The following is a 19,760-nucleotide window of genomic DNA, read 5'->3' as shown; positions in this document are numbered from 1 at the left end:
GCCTCAGTCCTGCAGGGCCAGGAGCTCGCGGACCGCCTTGACTCGCTTGTAGGTCTGGCGCCGCAGCGGCTCCAGCCGGTCCGCCTCCTGGGCCCGCTGCATCCGCGCCTCGAGCCGGGACAGGACGACCACGTGCGCGAGCGTCAGCTGCTCGGCGAGGGAGTAGTGGCCGCTCGCGTGGCCGACCTTCCCGTCGAGGGCGTCGTCGAGCTGCTCGAGGGCCGGCCCGGCGGGGCCGGCGTTGACGTGCATCTTGGCGAGGTCGAAGGCCATCGGCCGGGTGCCGGCGTACTCCCAGTCGATGAGCACCACCCTGTCGCCCACCCGCAGGACGTTGGAGGAGACGAGGTCGCCGTGCGTGAAGCTCACCTCGAGGAGCTCGTCGCGCGCGACGAGCCGGTCCACGCGGGCCGCGAGCTTGGGCGGGACGTGCCCGTCCTCGACGACGCCGCGCCAGCGCTCGCGGAAGGCCGGGTTGACGACGGCGGACAGCGGCCGGCTCGTCACCCCCACCGCCTCCTGGAGGACCATGAGCTCGGCCGCCACCACCGTCATCGTCGCGGCGACCTCGGCAGGGGTGCGGGGGGTGCTCCCCTCGACGACCTCCTCGACGAGGTAGGCGGTGCGGCCGGAGAACAGCGTGCCGTGGTCGCGCATGGCCGGGGCCAGGCCCGGCCGGTGCGCGGCGACGAGCTGGGCGGCCCGCACGCTGCGGCTGACCCCGTGCTCCCGCTCGGGGTGGCGCGAGCCCGCCTGGATGCGCGCGCACAGCGCCTCCTCGGCGTAGAAGGACCGCATGCGCACCTGGCGGCCACGGTCGAACTTGCCGATGAGGACGGCGTCGGCCGCGACGGGTGCGGTGACGGGGACGGCCTGCGCCTCCGGGGCGGCGGGGACGACGCCCGCCGGGAGGCCGGGGTGCGGCGGCACGCCGTGGGCCACGGAACCCGTGGCCTCGAGGCGTCGCCAGCGGACCGCGGCGGGCAGGGCGGGGCTGCGCCGCTCGACCACGGCGAGCGCTCCCAGGGCGCGCCGCCAGCGGCCCGTCGTCTTCCTCCACATGTCGTCCTCCGTCCTAGCCCTCGAGGCCAGGGCGCGTCGTCGGGACCCGGGTCAGCACGGCCGCGCTCATCCCAGCTGGAAGGGCAGGCGGCGCAGCTCGGCGGTGGTCGCCCTGAGGGCCTCGCGCTTGCGAAGGCCCACGGCGTACTCGCGGTCGCGGCGGGCGACGAGCACGGCCGCGAGGAACCTCTCGGGGTGGGTGCCCCACGGCGGTGGCGGGGCGACGAGCGGCTCCACCCGGGCGGCGAGCTGACGGCCCAGCTGCTCCCGCGAGGCAGGGTCCAGGGTGCCGGTGCGGTCGAGGAAGCGGCGCGCGGCCAGCGCCACGCCGTCGGGCATGGCGCGGATGTCGGCGGTGCGGGCCCAGTCCTCGAGCTCGGGCGGCATGAGGAGCGGCGGCGCCTTGCGGTCCGCGCCGCGGGTGCGCACGGCGTAGGTGCCGGCGAGCAGGTCGCCCAGCCGCTTGCCGCGGCCGTTGAGGAGCGCGGTCATCACGGCGACGGAGCCGGCCGTCAGCCACAGCTCCCCGAAGCCGGTGAGTGCGCGGATGAAGGCGTGCCGCATCCGGATGGGACCGCCGTCGTCACGGACGATGCGGATGCCGGTGGCGACCTTGCCCAGGGAGCGGCCCCGGCTCAGGGTCTCGACGACGGTGGGCGCGACGACGATCACCCCGGCGATCGTCACGATCGACAGCATCGCGACCCGGGCCTCGTTGGCGTCTGCGAGGCGGCCGAGGACGCCGACCGCGAGGGCGAGGAGCACGGCCGCGTAGGCGGCGGCGTCGATGAGCCCGCTGACCACGCGCAGGAGGAAGGCGGCGGGACGGACCTCCAGCGCCACGGCCTCACCGGTGATGATGAGGTCGTCGGCCAGGTGCGCCGCCTGCAGTGCACGGCCTGCGGAGTGCGCCGCGTGCGTGGTCATGTGTGGCAGGGTACCCGCGTGGACATCGACGCCTTCGCGGCCGTGCACCGCCCGGAGTGGGAGCGGCTGCGCGCGCTGTCCACGCGGCACCGGCTCACCGGCGCGGAGGCCGACGAGCTCGTCGCCCTCTACCAGGCCTCGGCCGGGCACCTGTCCGCGCTGCGCACCTCCGCGCCGGACCCGCTGCTCGTCTCCGAGCTCTCCGGCCTGCTCGCCACCGCCCGCGGCCGGATCGCGGGCGCCCACGAGGCGCGGCTGTCCGACGTCGCCCGCTTCTTCCTCCTCTCGCTGCCAGCCGCGTTCTACCGGGTGCGCTGGTGGACGGTGTGGGTGGGTCTCGCCTTCGTCACCGTCGGCGCCGTGAGCGGCTGGTGGGTGGCGACCAACCCGGCGGCGCTCGCGTCGATGGGCTCGCCCGCCGAGCTCGAGCAGTACGCGGAGGAGGCCTTCGCGGCCTACTACTCCAACTACCCGGCCGGCGACTTCGCCGGGCAGGTGTGGACGAACAACGCGTGGATCGCCGCGCAGTGCATCGCGCTCGGCATCACCGGCTTCTTCCCCGCCTACGTGCTCCTCGCCAACGCGGTGGGGGTCGGGTCCTCGGGGGGTGTCATGGCCGCCCACGGGCACCTCGACGTCTTCTTCGGCCTCATCCTGCCGCACGGGCTCATGGAGCTCACCGCGATCTTCATCGCTGCCGGCGCGGGTCTCAAGCTCTTCTGGGCCTGGGTGGCGCCGGGGCCGCGGACACGCTCGCGGGCCCTGGCGGAGGAGGGCCGCTCACTGTTCACCGTCGCGCTGGGGCTCGTCCTCGTGCTCGCGGTGTCCGGCATCGTCGAGGGCTTCGTCACCCCGTCCGGCCTGCCCACCTGGCTCAAGATCGCCATCGGCGCCCTCGTGCTCGCGGCCTACTGGGCCTACACCCTCGTCCTGGGCCGCCGCGCCGTGCGGGCGGGGGAGACCGGTGACCTGGAGGAGGACCTCGCCGGGCACACCCTCGCCCAGGCGGGCTGATCACCACGCCGGGACGACCGTGATGCCCTCCCGTCGCAAGGTGCGGTGGAAGACGGGGTCGCGCAGGAGCCGCAGCTCCCACAGGCGCTTGCGGCCGTCGGCCGCCGGCAGCCGCGCCGCTGCCGACCGGGACGCTGGGTGCACCATGAGCTCCGACGTCCCCGGGGGCAGGCGCCGCAGCTGGGAGAGGACCTCGGCCCGCAGCTGCGGGTAGCTCAGGGTGAGCCGGCCCGGCAGCCACGCACTGACGAGCACCTCGGGCAGCCGCACGCCGAGCTCGTCGGCGCGGGCCACGGCTCCGCGGTGGGCCGTCCGCAGCCCGCGTGCCGCCATCCCGAGCACCGGGCCGAGCTGCCGCGGCAGGCGGAAGGCGAGGCCGTGGGCGGCGCAGAAGTCGACGGCGGTGTCCGCGAGCGAGCGCCCGTGCAGCCCGTACAGCGTGCCGGAGTGGGAGTCGAGGGCGCGGGGACGCAGCCCGGCGGACCGCATCCACTCGAGCTGGGCGGCCATCTCGCGGGCGACGTCCGCGGGGGTGGCCCGGTGCTCGGCGACCCCTCCCTGGACCGGGAGCGCGCCGTCGGGGTCGGTGAGCGAGTCGACGCCCGCGGCGAGGGGACGCCACCCGGCCCACTCGTGGCCGGTGGACAGGGCGACGTGGAGGCGCGGCTCGTCCAGACCCGCGGCGCGGAGGCGGCGGACGGCGTCCTCGGCGGCCGGCGCGACCGGGATGAGGGTGGTGGCCGAGACCAGCCCGTCGAGCATGAGGTCCACGATGGCGGCGTTGATGTCGGCGTCCGCCCCGAGGTCGTCCGCCGTGATGACGAGCTGGCGCTTCACGATCCTCACGGTAAGGCGGCCCCCCGGCGTCCGCACCCGGTCCCGGGCGGGGGCGGCGTTACAGGCGGCCGGCGGCCTTGAGGGCGAGGTAGGTGTCGGCGAGGGCGGGCGGGAGGTCGTCCGGCGTCGCCTCGACGACCTCGACGCCACGCCGCCGCAGCCGGGCCGCGGCGGCCGCCCGCTCCAGGCCGGCGCGCTCGGCGGCCGCGGCGTCGAAGACCTCCTCGTTCGTGCCGCGCCGGCGGCGGATCTCCTCGGCTTCGGGGTCCGCGGCGGAGGCGAGCACCACCTGGTGGTCCCGAGTCATCGCGCCGACGACGGGCAGCAGGTCCGACATCACCGCGGCGGTGTCGAGCGCGGTGAGGAGGACGACGAGCGACCGCTGGGAGAGCGCGTCGCGCACGACCTGGGTCACCGTCGGCCAGCTCACCTGGACGAGGGAGGCCTCGACCGTCGCGAGGCCCTCGGCGAGCGCCGACATGAGCCGAGGCCCCTGGACGCCCGACACCCGCGCCCGGACGGTGGAGTCGACGGCGACGACGTCGACCCGGTCACCGGCCCGCGAGGCGAGCGCGGCGAGCAGGAGCGCCGCCTCGATCTGCGCCTCCAGGCGGGGTGCCTCCCCGAGCCGCGCCGCGGACAGGCGGGAGGAGTCGACGACGATGAGGACGCGGCGGTCACGCTCGGGCCGCCACGTCCGCACGACGACGTCGCCACCGCGCGCGGTGGCCCGCCAGTCGATGGCGCGGACGTCGTCGCCGATGACGTACTCGCGCAGGGAGTCGAACTCGGTGCCCTCGCCGCGGACGAGGACGGCGGCGCGGCCGTCCATCTCGCGCAGGCGGGCCAGCCGGGAGGGCAGGTGGCGGCGGGAGGTGAAGGCCGGCAGCACCCGTAGGCGCGCCGGGGCGGGCAGGGAGCGCTGCCGGGCGGCGAGCCCCAGCGGCCCGTGGCAGCGCAGCGTGACGAGGTCGGCCTCCCGGTCCCCGCGCCGGGTGGGGCGCAGCGCGGTCCGCACCCGCCGCGCCTCGCCGGCGGGCACCGTGAGGCGGTGGCGGGTGCGCTCCGCCCCTGCCGAGGGCACCCACGCGTCACGGACGAGGAGCCGCGCCGGGCGGCTGCCGGTGTTGACGACCGTGAGCGTCGAGGTCGCCGGCTCGCCCAGCCGCACCGAGTGCGGGACCTGCCGCTCGGGCCGCAGGGCCCGCGGCGAGGCGGCGAGGACGAGGTCGGCGACCACCGCCAGGACGAGCAGCGCCGCCCACGCGAGCACCGTCGTCGTGCGCGGGACGAGCAGCACCGGCAGCAGGCCGGCGGCGGCGACGAGGACGGCGCGCCGGGTCAGCGCCATGTCGCCCCCTCGGGTCGGGTGGGCAGCGGTCGCACGGTGCTCAGCGGGGGACGGGGACGGTGCGCAGCACGCCGTCCAGGACGGTCTCGGCGGTCACGCCCTCGAGCTCGGCCTCCGCGCGCAGCTGGACGCGGTGGCGCAGGGTGGCGTGCGCGAGCGCCTTGACGTCGTCCGGCGTGACGTAGTCGCGGCCGGTGAGCCAGGCCCACGCGCGGGCGGTGGCGAGCAGTGCCGTCGCCCCGCGGGGGGAGACGCCCAGGGAGAGCGACGGCGAGGTGCGGGTCGCCCGGCAGATGTCGACGACGTAGCCGAGCACCTCGGGGGCGACCTGGACGCGGGCGACCTCCTCGCGGGCGGCCGCGAGGTCCGCCGGCCCGGCGACCGGCCGCACGCCCGCCCCGGCGAGGTCGCGCGGGTCGAAGGCGTGCGCGTGCCGGTTGAGCACCTCGATCTCGTCGCTGCGCTCGGGCAGCGGGACGAGGAGCTTGAGGAGGAAGCGGTCCAGCTGTGCCTCGGGCAGCGGGTACGTGCCCTCGTACTCGACCGGGTTCTGGGTGGCGACGACCATGAACGGGTCGGGCAGCGGGCGCGGCCGGCCGTCGACCGACACCTGCCGCTCCTCCATCGCCTCGAGCAGCGAGGCCTGCGTCTTCGGGGGCGTGCGGTTGATCTCGTCGGCGAGCATGAGGTTGGTGAAGACGGGGCCCTCGCGGAAGGAGAACTCCGCGGTGCGCGAGTCGTAGACGAGGGAGCCGGTGACGTCCCCGGGCATGAGGTCGGGGGTGAACTGGATGCGGGTCGTGGCCATGTCCAGGCTCGCCGCGAGCGTGCGGACGAGGAGGGTCTTGGCCACCCCGGGCACGCCCTCGAGCAGGACGTGGCCACGGCACAGCAGCCCGATGACGAGGCCGGTCACCGCCGCCTCCTGCCCGACGACGGCCTTGCCCACCTCCTGGCGGAGCGCGGCCAGCCGGGCCCGCGGGGAGTCGGGCGCCGGCGCGGGGGCGGCGGCGGGACGGGCGCCTGCGTCGGCGGCAGGGGCTGGGGGCTGGGGGTGCTCACGACGGGTGGACCTCGCTTTCCAGGGTGTCGAGCTCGCGGGTGAGTCGGGTGAGCTCGGCGTCGGACGTCGGTGGTGGGCCGTACAGGAGTGAGCCGACCGCGGCCTCCTCGCGCCCGGTGGCGCGGGCGACGGCGGCGACGAGGACCTCGGCCCGCGCCGAGGGCGGCACGCCGAGCCGGGCGGCCACCCGGGTGGCGCAGCCGGCGCGCAGCCCGGCCGCCGCGTGGGCGTGGTCGCGGGCGCGGCGGTACAGCCGCCCCCGCCCGAGGGTGGTCTCCGCGGAGCGCACGACGACGGGCATCGGCTCGGTCACCACCCGCCCCAGCCGCCGCCCGCCCCACAGGACGACGACGACGGCGAGCACGAGCAGCTGCAGGCCGAGCACCCGGACGGTGGGCGGGACGAGCGCGGCCGTGCCACCGGTGCCGGCGCCGTCGTCGCCCACGGTGTCCCCGACGGTCGGCAGGTACCAGACGAGCTCCTCGTTGCCGCCCAGCAGGCGCAGCACGAGGGCGGCGTTGCCGGCGTCGGCGAGGTGCTCGTTGCTCAGGAGGGTGGCGTCGGCGAGCACGGCGACGTCGCGGCCGTCCTGCTCCCAGGTGGCGAGCGCACCGGCGCCCTCGGCGGTGGGGAAGCAGAGCTCGACGTCGTCGCCCAGGGCCACGACACCGCCGACGCTGCGGGACAGGGTGCCGGCGGCGGTCGCGTCCGGGTCCGCGCACGCGGCGGCGACGGGGACGTCGCTGCCCACGGGGGAGGGCTCGACCCGGTCGGTGAGCGGCTCGAGGTCGGGCAGGAAGGTGGGCTGGCCGAGGACGAGGTCCGCGCCGGTGTCGCGCACGGCGGCGAGCTGGTCGTCGTCGAGCCGCCCGGTGGCCGTGACGAGCAGGGTGGTGCTGGGGCCGGCGACCCGGACGGCATCGTCGGTCGTCGAGACGGTGCTGACCCGCACGCCCTGCTCGCGCAGGATCGTCGCGGCGGCCTGCGCGCCGGCCGGCTGCGGGTTGTCCGGGGCGAGCGGCACCGCGGACGTCGACCCGCGGCCGACGACGATCGCGACCACCGCGGCGACGGCGACGAGCGCCGCGACGACGAGGAACAGCACCGGCCGCCGGCTGCGGGCGGGCGTCTCCTGCGTGAGGGCGTCCGTGCTCATCGCACCGCCGTCCACGTCGCGCCCACGGCCACCGGGCCGACGGGCCGGCTGCGCGCGACGGCGGCGGCGAGCTCGCGCAGGCGGGCGTCCTCCGCCTGCCCGGGCGTGGCCGAGCCGTAGCAGACGTCGTCGAAGAGACGCCCGGCCCACACGAGCCCGTCCGCGCAGTCGGGCAGCAGGCGGGCGGCGGCGGTGCTCGCCTCGTGGGCGGTGAACCCCGGGCGGTCGTCGAGGACCGCGCGCTCGTCGAGGGAGCGGATGACCGCGCGGAAGCGCATGAGGACCGCCTGGGCCCAGTCGCGGCGCCGGGCCGCGGCGTCGGCGGCGGCCGTGAGGTCCTCGCTCGTGGCGTCGGCGTCGTCGAAGACGGCGTGGGAGGTGCCCGGCGTGCCGCGGCGGCGGGCCCGGAGGGGACCCGCGAGGTAGAGGACGACGGCGAGGAGGACGGCGGCCCCGACGACGACGAGGAGCGGGACGAGAGTGGACGGCGCGCTCACGTCGAGCTCGACCAGCCGCTGCAGCTGCTCGAGGAACCAGGCCCAGGCACGCTCGAGGAGGTTCGGCTCGTCGTGGTAGACGCTGCGCGAGAGCTCCTCCTCCGCCCAGCGGCGTGCCTCGTCCGCGTCCGGCTCGACGGGCACTCCCAGCCGCGCGCTCATCCGTCCTGCGCCGCGCGGGCGAGCTCGACGTCCAGGCCCTCCTTGCGCATCCGCACGTCGATGTAGAGGAGGGCGAGGACGGCGGCCATGACCGGGATGGACACCGCCGAGCCGACGAGCTGACCGATCGAGGACAGGATGAGCGGCAGCGTGATGTCGCCCTGCACCGCGAAGACGGTCCCGAGCATCGAGAAGGGCACCGACAGGATGCTCACGAGGATCGTCACGAGGACGACGGTGAGGAGCATGATCCCGAAGAGCCGCCAGAAGCTGCCGCGCGTGAGGCGCCAGGAGCGGGCGATGGAGGCGAGGACGCCGGTCCCCTCGAGCATGATCACGCAGGTGGCGAGCATGAGCCGGACGGCGAAGAACGCGAGGACGCCGGCCAGCAGCAGGAAGAGGAGGGGTACGAGGACGACGAGGACGAGGACGCCGTCGCCCGAGACCTCGGCGAGCGCGACGGCGAGGGCGATGACGAGCGCGGTCGCGCCGACGACGGCCACCACCCCGGCGGTGCCGAGGAGGAGGGAGAGGACGACGAGCCGCCACAGGCGGCCCCGCGCCCGCTGCCACACCTCGGCCAGGGTGATCTTGCGGCCCAGCACGGACTCGCTGACCGAGAGGATCGCCAGGCCCTCGAGGACCAGGGTCGCGAGGCTGACGGCGGCGGAGCTGAGGAGCACGCCGGCCATGGACCCGACGCTGAAGAAGGCCTCGAGCTCGACGACGCCCGCCTGGGCGGCACGCTCGATCCGGCCGAAGGCCGCGGCGGTGAAGGCGAGCTGGACGACGGCCCCGAGGCCGACGACGATGATCGCCAGCCCGAACATCACGAGCGGGTTGCTGCGGATGGCGCGGAAGGCGCCGTCGTAGATCTCCCCGAGGGTGAGCGGGCGGAGCGGGATGATGCCGGGCTGCACCGCCGTCGGGACGAAGCCGGGGCCGTAGTAGCCGCCCTGCCCGGGGGACTGGCCGTACTGGCCGTACTGCCCCGGCGGCGGGAGGGGCTGGCCGTACTGCCCGTAGTCGCCGGGGGGCGGGACCGGCTGCCCGCCGTCCTGCCTCGGTGGTGGCACCGGCGGCTGCCCGTACTGGCCGTACTGCCCGTACTGCCCGTACTGATCGGGTGCGGGCACACCGAACGGCTGGGACGCCGGCTCTGGCTGGCCTGGTTCCTGGCTCATCGATCCCTCCGCACTCTCAGCGGTCATCGTGCCACGGACGGGTGCCGACCCGGGGCGGTGGTGCACGACATGACCCGGGGCTCACCGGATTCGGCGCCGTGGGTGCGACGATAGTGGGCATGAACGCTCGAATTCTCGTGGTCGACGACGACACCGCGCTCGCCGAGATGATCGGCATCGTGCTGCAGGGCGAGGGCTACGACACCGTCACCTGCCCCGACGGCTCACAGGCCCTGGAGATGTTCCGCGCCGAGGAGCCGGACCTCGTGCTCCTCGACCTCATGCTGCCGGGGATCGACGGCATCGAGGTGTGCAAGCTCATCCGCGCGGAGTCCGGTGTCCCGGTCGTCATGCTCACGGCCAAGTCCGACACCATCGACGTCGTCGCGGGCCTCGAGGCCGGTGCGGACGACTACATCCCCAAGCCCTTCAAGCCCAAGGAGCTCGTCGCGCGGGTCAAGACCCGGCTGCGCCGCACGACCGGCCCGCAGACCGAGCGCCTCACCATCGGGGACCTCGCCATCGACGTCGCCGGCCACCAGGTCACCCGGAACGGGGAGCCGATCGCGCTCACCCCCCTCGAGTTCGACCTCCTCCTCGCGCTGGCCCGCAAGCCCTGGCAGGTGTTCAGCCGCGAGGTGCTCCTCGAGCAGGTGTGGGGCTACCGGCACGCCGCGGACACCCGGCTCGTCAACGTCCACGTCCAGCGGCTGCGCGCCAAGATCGAGAAGGACCCGGAGAACCCCGAGGTCGTCGTCACCGTCCGCGGCGTCGGGTACCGGGCGGGCAGCACGCAGCGGTGAGGCTCGAGCCGCAGGAGGAGCCCGGCACCCGCGGGTGGGCCGGTCGCGTCGTCGACCGCTGGCGCTCCTCGCTGCGGCTGCGGGTCTCGACGACGACGGTGCTCGTCGGCGTCGCGGCCCTCGTCCTCCTCGGTGCGGTCGTCAGCGTCACCATCCGCGACGGCCTCTTCGAGGCGCGCCGTGACGAGATCCTCGCCGACGCCACGGCCCGCACCCGATCGGCGCAGCAGAGCTTCGACGCCGCGATCGCCAACACCGCCCCCCAGGTCCAGGAGCTGGCCTACGACCTCGTCGCGGGCAGCCGCGCGGGCGGCGGCGGGGTCGTCGGCAGCATGCTGCTGCGCAGCCCCGAGGAGTCCGCGCAGGTGCTCATCAACGACGCGGTGCTCCCCGAGCGCCTCCTCGACGGCGCCGTCCTCACCGAGGAGATGCGGGCGGCCGTCGCGGACGGTGGGCAGCACTGGCAGTCGATCTCCCTGCCGCTGAGCACGGGCGGGGGCCCGGGCATCATCGTCGGCTCGGAGGTCACCCTCCCCGTCGCCGGCACCCACGAGCTCTACACCGTCTACACCCTCGCCCCGGAGGAGGACACCCTCACCCTCGTCATCCAGGTCCTCAGCGCCGGGGCCGTCGTCCTGCTCATCTTCCTCGGCGCGATGACGTGGTTCATCGCCCAGCGCGTCCTCGGCCCGGTGCGGCAGGCGGCGCGGACGGCCGAGCGGCTCGCCGACGGCCTCCTCGACGAGCGGCTCGACGTCCACGGGCACGACGAGCTCGCCACCCTGGGGCGCACCTTCAACGAGATGGCCGAGAGCCTGCAGGACCAGATCGAGCGGATGGCCGAGCTGTCCCGCCTCCAGCAGCGCTTCGTCTCCGACGTCTCCCACGAGCTGCGCACGCCCCTGACGACGATCCGGATGGCGAGCGAGGTCCTCCACGCCAACCGGGACAGCTTCGACCCGGCCGTGCGCCGCTCCGCCGAGCTGCTCCAGACCCAGCTCGACCGCTTCGAGCAGATGCTCGCCGACCTCCTCGAGATCAGCCGCTTCGACGCCGGAGCGGCCCTGCTCGACGTCGAGGAGCGCGACCTGCAGGACGTCGTCGCCCACGCCGTCGAGATGGCCGCGCCGCTCGCCGAGCGCACCGGCTCACGGGTCACCGTCACCGGCCCCGGCCGGCCCTGCACCGCCGACATGGACCCGCGTCGCGTGGACCGCATCGTGCGCAACCTCCTCGTCAACGCCATCGAGCACGGGGAGGGCCGGCCCATCGACATCGCGGTGGGCGTCAACGAGGTGGCCGTCGCCGTCGTCGTCCGTGACCACGGCACCGGCATGACGCCGGAGGCCGCCAGCCACGTCTTCGACCGCTTCTGGCGGGCCGACCCGGCCCGCGCCCGCACCACCGGCGGCACCGGCCTGGGCCTGTCGATCTCCCTGGAGGACGCCCGTCTCCACGGCGGCACCCTGGAGGCCTGGGGCCGGCCTGACGAGGGCGCCGCCTTCCGCCTCACGCTGCCGCGGCGGGCCGGTCTGGTCATCTCCTCCTCCCCGCTCCCGCTCCACCCCGGGGAGGTGCCGGTCGCCCCCGCCGACGACCCCGCCGGGCCCACCTCCGTGCCCGACCTCGAGAACCTGGGGGGCCGATGACCGCCGCGCCCACGCGCCGCCGGGTGGCCGCCCGCCTCGCGGCCGCCGTCACGGCCGCCGTCCTCACCGCCGCCGGCTGCGTGAGCCTGCCCGACTCCGGGCCGGTCAACGCCGCGGACCCCGTCCCGCAGGCGGGTAGCTCGGTGGCCCTCCTCGCCTACGGGCCCACGCCGGACGCGACCGCCAACCAGATCGTCCAGGGCTTCCTCCGGGCCGTGGCCGCCGGCGCGGGCGACGAGTTCGCCGTCGCCCGCGAGTACCTCGCCGGGCCGGCCGCCGAGACGTGGAACCCGCGCGCCCAGGTGCGGGTCTACACCGCCCGCGACATCACCTACTCCCAGGCCGAGGACGGTGCCGTGCGGGCCAGCGCCGTGGCGGACGCGAGCGTCGACGCCCAGGGCCGCTACACGGAGGCCTCACCCGACTCCGTCATCGAGCTCGACTTCACCCTCGCCCGCACCGCCGACGGGCAGTGGCGCATCGTCGACCTCGACGACGGCATCCTCGTCTCGCCCGTGGTCTTCGAGGCCCAGTACGACCAGTACCAGCTCTACTTCCTCAGCCCCGACGGCGAGGCGCTCGTCCCCGAGGCGCGGTGGTACCCGGACCGCAGCGCCTCCACGCTCATCGTGCGCCACCTCCTCGAGGGGCCCTCGCCGTGGCTGGCCGGTGGCGTCACCACCGCCGTGCCCACCGGGACCCGGCTGGGGGAGGACTCCGTCACGGTCGCCGAGGGCATCGCGACCGTCGACCTCACCTCCGAGCCGCTGGCCGCCGACCCGGCGCAGCGCGCCCTCATGGTCGCCCAGATCCAGGAGTCGCTGCGTACGGTCCCGGCGGTCCAGTCGGTCGACGTGCGGGTGGGCGGCAGCCGCCTGCCCGTCGAGGTGGAGGCGCCCCAGCTGCTGCGCAACCCCTACGTCACCGGCAACCCGCTGGTCGTCGCGGAGGGGCAGGTGCAGCGCTTCACCGGCTCCGAGCTCCTCCCGCTCCCCGAGTCGGCGATCGTCGACGACCCGCGCTCGCCCGCGCTCCCGTACGACGACTCCGCCGGGCGCCCCGTGGTCCTCGACGGCACCGACCGCCTCGTGCGGCTCCCCAGCGAGGACGACGGCGGGGCGCTGCTCCTCACGGGCAGCAACCTCGTCCCGCCCTCCGTCGACCGGCACGGCTGGGTGTGGACCACGCCGCGCGCCGGGGACGGCAGGCTGCGCGCGGTCCAGCCCAACGGCGTCGTCACCGAGGTCGACGCGAGCTGGCTCGAGGGCGCGCGGGTGCTCGCTGTGCGCATCTCCCGGGACGGCACGCGCGCCGTCGTCGTGCGGAGGAACAACGACGTCGCGCACGTCGAGGTCGCGGCGGTCCTGCGCGACGCCGACTCCCGGCCGCTCGCGCTCGGCGACCCGGTGCGCGTGGGGGAGGCGCTCACCGACGCGCTCACGGCCACCTGGGTGGACGAGCAGACTGTCGGGGTGCTCGGGACGAGCGGCGGGGAGCCGGCCGTGGCCGTCCACCTCGTGACGATCGGCGGGCCCACCACCGACCTGCCGCCCGTCGCGGACGCCACCCGGCTCACCGCCGCCACCGGGGACCGGACGATCCTCGTCGGGACCGAGGCCGGGGAGCTGTACGAGCGCAACGGTCTGGGCTGGACCCTCACCGCCAGCGACGTCCGCGACCCCGCCTACCCCGGCTGACGCCCCGGCCACACCCCGTCTGCCCCGGCTGACACCCGGGCCACCACCCCGTCTGCCCCGGCTGACACCCCCGGCTGACCTCCGGCCACCACCCCGCCACCCCGGCTGGCACCCCCGGCCACGACTCCGCCGACAGCCGGCTCCCGCGTCCCCGGCTCGTCCCGCAGGCCGGTCACCGCTGCTCCACAGCGCCCGTCCGAGCAGCCGGACGAGTCCTCGGCGCTCCGCGCCCGGCGGCCCGCAGCCACCCCGGCCCACGCTGGTGCCATGGCACGCCCCTCGCCCGGCCGTCCCGCCACCTCCGCACGCTCGGCGCGTGCCCTGGCCGAGGCCCTCGCCCTCGTGCTGCCCGCGGACTGCGCCGGCTGCGGCGCCTGGGACGTCGCGGTCTGCCACGCCTGCCGCGAGCTCGTCTCCCTCACCCCGGTCCGCAGCGACTGGGACGCGCCCATGCTCTCCCTGCCCGGGGACGCCGGACCGCTGCTGCCGGTGTGGTCCCTCGCCGACTACGCCGGCCCGGTCCGCGGGCTCGTCGTCGCGTGGAAGCGAACCGGCCGCGCGGACGTCGCCCGGGTGCTCCTCGAGCGTGCCGCTCGCGGCGCCGGCGTATGGGCGCACGACCCCGACCTCGTGCTGGACGGCGCCGGCGACGTCGTCGTCGTGCCCGCCCCCTCCGGGCTGCGGCGCCGGCTGCGGGGGGCGCTCGTCGCCGGGGACCTCGCCGACGCCGTCGCCGCCGGGCTCGCCGCGTCCGGTGCCGTCGCGCCGGGGCGGGCGGTGCGGTCGGCGGACCTCCTGCGGCGCCACGGCGGCCGGCGCCACCAGTCCGGTCTCGGCGTCCGGGCGCGTGCCCGCAACCGGGGCGACGCCGTCCGGGTGCTGGCCGGTCCTGCCCGGGGTGACGTCGTCGTCCTCGTCGACGACGTCCTCACCACCGGCTCCACCCTCGCCGCCTGCGCGCGGGCGCTCGTCGCCGCCGGCTCCCGCGTGGCGGGCGCGCTCGTCCTCGCGGCCACCCCACCGCCGGGCCGGACGCCGCCACCGCCCGCGCGGCAGAGGCTGGGACCGGCATCCCAGGTCAGCGGAGCGAACCTCGACTAACGTTCATGTATGGACGCCCTCTCGCCCCGCCGGCCACTGCCGGAGGTCCGCGAGCTGCGAGGAGAGGAGGTGCCAGGCAGCTTCCTCACCCGCCACAGCCGGCGGGACGCACCAGGAACCGACTAGGTTCCACTCTCTCTACGGAGGTCACCATGGACATCGCCGTTGTTGCCCGTAACACCGAGGTCGCGGAGCGTTTCCGCACGCACCTGGAGGACAAGCTCTCGAAGGTCGAGCAGCTCGCCCCCCGCGCGCACCGCATCGAGGTGGAGATCACCCGGGAGCAGAACCCCCGGCTGGCCGACCAGGCCGAGCGCGTGGAGCTCACGGTGATCGACCGGGGCCCGACCGTCCGGGCGGAGGCCGCCGCGGACGACCGGTACGCCGCCCTGGACATGGCGACGACGAAGCTCATGGAGCGCCTGCGCCGGTCACGCGACCGGCGCAAGAACCACCACCGGCGCGACGCCGCGAAGGTGCCGACGCCCATGCCCGACACCCTCCCCGAGGTCGTCGAGGAGGAGGCGCCCAGCGCGCCGACCCCGCCCACCGAGCCCGGGGTCGCCGTCGAGGCACAGCTCGGGGACTCGCCGGTCATCGTGCGCCAGAAGCTGCACGACGCCACCCCGATGACCGTCGACCAGGCCCTCTACGAGATGGAGCTGGTCGGCCACCCGTTCTACCTCTTCATCGACGAGGAGACGAAGCAGCCCTGCGTGGTCTACCACCGCCACGGCTGGACGTACGGGATCATCCGGCTCAACCACGAGATGCACGCCCAGGACTGACGAGCACGACGACGGCGGGCCGCGGCACACGTCGCGGCCCGCCGTCGCGCCCGGCCCGGTAGCGTCACCCGGGTGACGCGCACGCTGAGCCTCGCCCAGGCCCGCCGGGTGGCGATCGCTGCCCAGGGCCTGGACCGCCCCCGGCCGCAGGCCGTGACGATGCGCCACCTCACCGCCACCCTCGACCGCATCGGGCTGCTCCAGATCGACTCGGTCAACGTCCTCGCCCGCGCGCACCTGCTCCCGCTCCTCGCCCGCCTGGGGCCCTACGACACGGCGCTCCTCGACCGTGCCTCGGGCCGCGCGCCGCGGCGGATGGTCGAGGCCTGGGCCCACGAGGCCTCCTACCTGCCGGTCGAGACCTACCCGCTCGTCGCGGGGACGCGTCGGCGCTGGGCGGGCATGGACCCCGCCGTCCTCGAGGAGCGCCACCCCGGCCTGCTGGCGCTCGCGCGCGAGGTCGTCGCCGAGCGCGGGCCGCTGACCGGCCGCGAGGTCGAGGCGTTCGTCGACGCGCGCTACACCGAGCGCGGGGAGGGCTGGGGCTGGCGCTGGAGCGCGGCCAAGACCGCCCTCGAGACGCTCTTCGACGCGGGAGAGCTGACCGCCGCCCGCCGCAACGCCCAGTTCGAGCGCGTCTACGACCTCACCGGGCGGGTGCTGCCGCCGCACGTCCGCGATCGGCCCGCGCCGGCGCCGAGGACGCCGTCCGCGAGCTCGTCCGGATCTCCGCCCGCGCCCACGGCGTGGGCACGCTGCGCTGCCTCGCCGACTACTTCCGCCTCGGCCAGCGCGTCACCCGCCGCGCGGTCGACGAGCTCGTCGACACCGGCGAGCTCCTCCCCGTGACCGTCACCGGCTGGGACCGGCCCACCTGGATGCACGCCGCCGCCCGGGTCCCCCGGCGCACCCCGGCCCGCGCACTCCTCGCGCCCTTCGACCCCCTCGTCTTCGAGCGGCGCCGCCTCCTCGAGCTCTTCGGCATGCACTACCGCATCGGCATCTACACCCCCGCCCACCTGCGCACCCACGGCTACTACGTCCTGCCCTTCCTCCTCGGGGAGCACCTCGTCGCCCGGGTCGACCTCAAGCACGACCGCGACACGGCGCGGCTCCTCGTGCGCAGCGCCTTCCTCGAGCAGCCCCGGCCAGGTGACGCCGCCACCTGGCCCGCACCCGCCGTCGTCGTCGCGGAGCTGGCGGCCGAGCTCGCGACGATGGCGCGGTGGCTGGGTGCCCACGCCGTCGCCATGGACGCCGCCGCGGGCGGTGACCTCGCCCGTCCGCTGGGAGCGGAACTGGACGGGGTTCGGCAGACGGACGCAGACGCTTACCATTGACGGCAGGCGTGCGCACCGACGGTGCGCCCGACGCCGTCAACGGCGCCGACTGTCGAACCGGGAGTGGAACCGCGTGGCTTCGATCCTCAGCAAGATCTTGCGCATGGGCGAGGGACGGGTGCTCAAGCAGCTCACCGCGATCGCCGACCAGGTCAATGCGCTGGAGGAGAGCGTCAGCGGTCTGACCGACGCCGAGCTGCGCGCCGAGACGGACCAGTTCAAGGAGCGGCTCGCCGCGGGGGAGACCCTCGACGAGCTGCTGCCCGAGGCCTTCGCCACGGTCCGTGAGGCGGCCAGGCGCACCCTGGGCCAGCGGCACTTCGACGTCCAGGTCATGGGCGGCGCGGCCCTCCACCTCGGCAACATCGCGGAGATGAAGACCGGTGAGGGCAAGACCCTCGTCGCCACGCTCCCGGCGTACCTCAACGCGCTCACCGGCAAGGGCGTCCACGTCGTCACCGTCAACGACTACCTCGCCAGCTACCAGGCCGAGCTCATGGGCCGCGTCTACCGCTTCCTCGGGCTCAGCACCGGCGTCGTCCTGTCCGGCCAGAAGCCCGACGAGCGCCGCAAGCAGTACGAGGCCGACATCACCTACGGCACGAACAACGAGTTCGGCTTCGACTACCTGCGCGACAACATGGCCTGGTCCACCAACGAGCTCGTCCAGCGCGGCCACCACTTCGCCGTCGTCGACGAGGTCGACTCCATCCTCATCGACGAGGCCCGCACCCCGCTCATCATCTCCGGGCCCGCGTCCGGCGACTCCAACAAGTGGTACGCCGAGTTCGCGCGCCTCGCGACGCGCCTCAAGCGCGACGACGACTACGAGGTCGACGAGAAGAAGCGCAACGTCGGTGTCCTCGAGCCCGGCATCGCCAAGGTCGAGGACCACCTCGGCATCGACAACCTCTACGAGTCCCTCAACACTCCGCTCATCGGCTTCCTCAACAACGCCCTCAAGGCCAAGGAGCTGTTCAAGCGGGACAAGGACTACATCGTCACCGACGGTGAGGTCCTCATCGTCGACGAGCACACCGGCCGCGTGCTGGCCGGGCGCCGCTACTCGGAGGGCATGCACCAGGCCATCGAGGCCAAGGAGGGCGTGCAGATCAAGGCGGAGAACCAGACGCTCGCCACAATCACCCTGCAGAACTACTTCCGCCTCTACGACAAGCTCTCCGGTATGACCGGTACCGCCGAGACCGAGGCGGCGGAGTTCTCCAGCACCTACAGCATCGGCGTCGTGCCCATCCCGACCAACCGGGACATGCAGCGCATCGACCAGCCCGACCTCATCTACAAGAACGCCCAGGTGAAGTACAAGGCGATCGTCGAGGACATCGTCGAGCGCCACGCCAAGGGCCAGCCGGTCCTCGTCGGCACGACGAGCGTGGAGAAGTCCGAGCTGCTCTCCGCCCTGCTCAAGCGCAAGGGCGTCCCGCACGAGGTCCTCAACGCGAAGAACCATGCCCGTGAGGCGGCCATCGTCGCGATGGCCGGCCGCAAGGGTGCCGTCACCGTCGCCACCAACATGGCCGGCCGCGGCACCGACATCATGCTCGGCGGCAACGCCGAGCACATCGCGATCGACACGCTGCGCCAGCGTGGGCTCGACCCCGAGGAGAGCCCCGAGGAGTACGAGGCCGCGTGGCCCGAGGCCCTCGAGGAGGCCAAGGCGTCGGTGGCCGCGGAGCACGAGGAGGTCGTCGAGCTCGGCGGCCTGTACGTCCTGGGCACCGAGCGCCACGAGTCGCGCCGCATCGACAACCAGCTGCGCGGCCGCTCCGGCCGACAGGGCGACCCGGGCGAGTCCCGGTTCTACCTGTCGATGGAGGACGACCTCATGCGGCTGTTCAACTCCGGGCTCGCCATGCGCGTCATGGACGGCTCCGCCTTCCCCGACGACATGCCCCTCGAGGCGAAGATGGTCTCCCGCGGGATCGCCTCCGCGCAGGCGCAGGTCGAGGGCCGCAACTTCGAGATCCGCAAGAACGTCCTCAAGTACGACGACGTCCTGTCCCGCCAGCGCACCGTCGTCTACGAGGAGCGCCGCCGGGTGCTCGAGGGCGAGGACCTCGAGGACCAGGTCCAGAGCTTCCTCGACGACGCCGTCTCCGCGCTGGTCCGCGAGTACACGGCCTCGCCGGACTCGGCGACGTGGGACCTGGAGACGCTGTGGGCCGAGCTGGCCCGCGTCTACCCCGTCTCCATCACCGCCGAGGACGTCATCGAGGAGGCCGGTGGGCAGAACCGGCTCAGCGCCGACATGCTCGTCGAGGAGCTGCGCTCGGACATCCACCTCGCCTTCCAGCGTCGCGAGGAGGAGCTCACCCCCGCCGTCATGCGCCAGCTCGAGCGGCGCGTGGTCCTCTCGGTCCTCGACCGCAAGTGGCGCGAGCACCTCTACGAGATGGACTACCTCAAGGAGGGCATCGGGCTGCGCGCCATGGGCCAGCGTGACCCGCTCGTGGAGTACCAGCGCGAGGGCTACCAGCTCTTCCAGGCCATGAACGAGGCCATCAAGGAGGAGGCGGTCAGCTACCTCTTCAACCTCGAGGTCAAGGTCCAGCAGCCGGGGGACGCGCAGGCGGGCAACGGCCAGGGCGGCGTGACCGCCGACGCGGCCGCGCAGACCGCTGCCGGTGCCCGGCTCGGTGCCACCGCTGCGAGCGCCTCCGCTGACGGTGCGGCCGACGGCAAGCCCTCCGGGCGCCGTGCGGGCGCCAAGTCCGTGACCGCCAACCGGTCCGCGGACGGCGCGCCGGGCGAGGACGCGCCCGCGGCCCCCGCGGCCTTCGGTGGCGGCCCGCAGATCGTCGGGCTCGAGGAGCCGCAGCGGCCCACCTCGCTCACCTACACCGCCCCGTCCGCCGACGGCGACACCCGGCCCACCGTCCGTACCGACGGTGCCAAGGGCGCGGCCGCCGGCAGCGGGGACGCCGGAGCCGCTCAGGCCGCCGCGGGCGCCGGCAACCGCGAGGCCCGGCGCCGCGCCGCCAAGGCCTCCAAGAGGCGCTGACACCCACGGACGCCCCGCACTGCATGGCAGTGCGGGGCGTTCGCGCGTGCCGGTGACGGAGGCCTCAGCGCGGCCGGAATAGAAGGGCGGCCTCACCCGTTGGACCG

General features: G+C 75.0%; 15 protein-coding genes and 1 pseudogene. 8 read left to right on the top strand and 8 right to left on the bottom strand.

The window, feature by feature from the left end; genetic code table 11:
• Positions 1-3: 3 nt before the first annotated feature.
• Together ACWPXV_RS08705 and ACWPXV_RS08700 are read right to left on the bottom strand one after the other, a co-directional pair.
• Entirely contained in the window at positions 4-1,062 is a 1,059-nt protein-coding gene (locus ACWPXV_RS08705; RefSeq protein ID WP_454084869.1) for a phosphotransferase, read from the bottom strand.
• A 66-nt stretch (positions 1,063-1,128) separates the two neighbouring features.
• Positions 1,129-1,989: an RDD family protein gene (locus tag ACWPXV_RS08700; RefSeq protein WP_454084868.1), complete on the bottom strand. Its 861-nt coding sequence runs from the start codon at positions 1,987-1,989 to the stop codon at positions 1,129-1,131.
• Between the two features lie 18 nt (positions 1,990-2,007).
• Here ACWPXV_RS08700 and ACWPXV_RS08695 point away from each other — a divergent pair, with 18 nt between their 5' ends.
• Positions 2,008-3,003, top strand: a complete 996-nt coding sequence (locus ACWPXV_RS08695; protein ID WP_454084867.1) for a stage II sporulation protein M — start codon at positions 2,008-2,010, stop codon at positions 3,001-3,003.
• On the opposite strand, the gene ACWPXV_RS08690 is transcribed toward ACWPXV_RS08695, so the two are convergent.
• From ACWPXV_RS08690 to ACWPXV_RS08665, 6 genes are all read right to left on the bottom strand, one after another.
• A complete protein-coding gene (locus ACWPXV_RS08690; protein WP_454084866.1) occupies positions 3,004-3,840 on the bottom strand; it encodes a carbohydrate deacetylase in 837 nt (278 codons plus the stop codon).
• Positions 3,841-3,898: 58 nt separating this feature from the next.
• The gene (locus ACWPXV_RS08685) at positions 3,899-5,191 is read right to left on the bottom strand and encodes a DUF58 domain-containing protein (RefSeq protein WP_454084865.1); all 1,293 of its coding nucleotides are present in this window, start codon (positions 5,189-5,191) and stop codon (positions 3,899-3,901) included.
• 40 nt (positions 5,192-5,231) lie between these two features.
• Complete coding sequence (locus ACWPXV_RS08680) at positions 5,232-6,161, bottom strand: AAA family ATPase (protein WP_454084933.1); 930 nt, start codon at positions 6,159-6,161, stop codon at positions 5,232-5,234.
• Between the two features lie 88 nt (positions 6,162-6,249).
• The gene (locus tag ACWPXV_RS08675) at positions 6,250-7,410 is read right to left on the bottom strand and encodes a DUF4350 domain-containing protein (protein WP_454084864.1); all 1,161 of its coding nucleotides are present in this window, start codon (positions 7,408-7,410) and stop codon (positions 6,250-6,252) included.
• On the bottom strand, positions 7,407-8,069 hold the full coding sequence (locus ACWPXV_RS08670) for a DUF4129 domain-containing protein (RefSeq protein WP_454084863.1): 663 nt from the start codon (positions 8,067-8,069) through the stop codon (positions 7,407-7,409). The genes ACWPXV_RS08675 and ACWPXV_RS08670 overlap by 4 nt, the downstream gene beginning before the upstream one ends.
• The gene (locus tag ACWPXV_RS08665; RefSeq protein ID WP_454084862.1) at positions 8,066-9,253 is read right to left on the bottom strand and encodes a glycerophosphoryl diester phosphodiesterase membrane domain-containing protein; all 1,188 of its coding nucleotides are present in this window, start codon (positions 9,251-9,253) and stop codon (positions 8,066-8,068) included. The genes ACWPXV_RS08670 and ACWPXV_RS08665 overlap by 4 nt, the downstream gene beginning before the upstream one ends.
• Positions 9,254-9,372: 119 nt before the next feature.
• On the opposite strand from ACWPXV_RS08665, the gene mtrA reads away from it, so the two are divergent.
• From mtrA to secA, 7 genes and pseudogenes are all read left to right on the top strand, one after another.
• On the top strand, positions 9,373-10,056 hold the full coding sequence (gene mtrA, locus ACWPXV_RS08660) for an MtrAB system response regulator MtrA (protein WP_454084861.1): 684 nt from the start codon (positions 9,373-9,375) through the stop codon (positions 10,054-10,056).
• A complete protein-coding gene (gene mtrB / locus ACWPXV_RS08655; RefSeq protein ID WP_454084860.1) occupies positions 10,053-11,705 on the top strand; it encodes an MtrAB system histidine kinase MtrB in 1,653 nt (550 codons plus the stop codon). The genes mtrA and mtrB overlap by 4 nt, the downstream gene beginning before the upstream one ends.
• The gene (locus ACWPXV_RS08650; RefSeq protein WP_454084859.1) at positions 11,702-13,402 is read left to right on the top strand and encodes an LpqB family beta-propeller domain-containing protein; all 1,701 of its coding nucleotides are present in this window, start codon (positions 11,702-11,704) and stop codon (positions 13,400-13,402) included. Before mtrB ends, ACWPXV_RS08650 begins: the two co-directional genes overlap by 4 nt.
• A gap of 267 nt (positions 13,403-13,669) precedes the next feature.
• Entirely contained in the window at positions 13,670-14,503 is an 834-nt protein-coding gene (locus ACWPXV_RS08645) for a ComF family protein (protein ID WP_454084858.1), read from the top strand.
• Between the two features lie 152 nt (positions 14,504-14,655).
• A complete protein-coding gene (gene hpf, locus ACWPXV_RS08640) occupies positions 14,656-15,291 on the top strand; it encodes a ribosome hibernation-promoting factor, HPF/YfiA family (RefSeq protein WP_454084857.1) in 636 nt (211 codons plus the stop codon).
• A 72-nt stretch (positions 15,292-15,363) separates the two neighbouring features.
• A pseudogene (locus ACWPXV_RS08635) lies at positions 15,364-16,631 on the top strand (winged helix-turn-helix domain-containing protein).
• A gap of 73 nt (positions 16,632-16,704) precedes the next feature.
• Complete coding sequence (gene secA, locus ACWPXV_RS08630; protein WP_454084856.1) at positions 16,705-19,653, top strand: preprotein translocase subunit SecA; 2,949 nt, start codon at positions 16,705-16,707, stop codon at positions 19,651-19,653.
• Positions 19,654-19,760: the final 107 nt, after the last annotated feature.

The organism is Georgenia sp. Marseille-Q6866 (assembly GCF_965111665.1).
The sequence above is the reverse complement of the archived record's forward strand: the minus strand, read 5'-3'. Positions and strand labels throughout refer to the sequence as shown.

Coding starts and splice junctions, on each gene's coding strand:
- ACWPXV_RS08675 (WP_454084864.1), bottom strand. CDS start 7,410: ATGAGCACGGACGCCCTCACGCAGGAGACGCCCGCCCGCAGCCGGCGG.
- ACWPXV_RS08685 (WP_454084865.1), bottom strand. CDS start 5,191: ATGGCGCTGACCCGGCGCGCCGTCCTCGTCGCCGCCGCCGGCCTGCTG.
- ACWPXV_RS08670 (WP_454084863.1), bottom strand. CDS start 8,069: ATGAGCGCGCGGCTGGGAGTGCCCGTCGAGCCGGACGCGGACGAGGCA.
- ACWPXV_RS08645 (WP_454084858.1), top strand. CDS start 13,670: ATGGCACGCCCCTCGCCCGGCCGTCCCGCCACCTCCGCACGCTCGGCG.
- ACWPXV_RS08700 (WP_454084868.1), bottom strand. CDS start 1,989: ATGACCACGCACGCGGCGCACTCCGCAGGCCGTGCACTGCAGGCGGCG.
- ACWPXV_RS08705 (WP_454084869.1), bottom strand. CDS start 1,062: ATGTGGAGGAAGACGACGGGCCGCTGGCGGCGCGCCCTGGGAGCGCTC.
- mtrA (WP_454084861.1), top strand. CDS start 9,373: ATGAACGCTCGAATTCTCGTGGTCGACGACGACACCGCGCTCGCCGAG.
- ACWPXV_RS08665 (WP_454084862.1), bottom strand. CDS start 9,253: ATGAGCCAGGAACCAGGCCAGCCAGAGCCGGCGTCCCAGCCGTTCGGT.
- ACWPXV_RS08650 (WP_454084859.1), top strand. CDS start 11,702: ATGACCGCCGCGCCCACGCGCCGCCGGGTGGCCGCCCGCCTCGCGGCC.
- hpf (WP_454084857.1), top strand. CDS start 14,656: ATGGACATCGCCGTTGTTGCCCGTAACACCGAGGTCGCGGAGCGTTTC.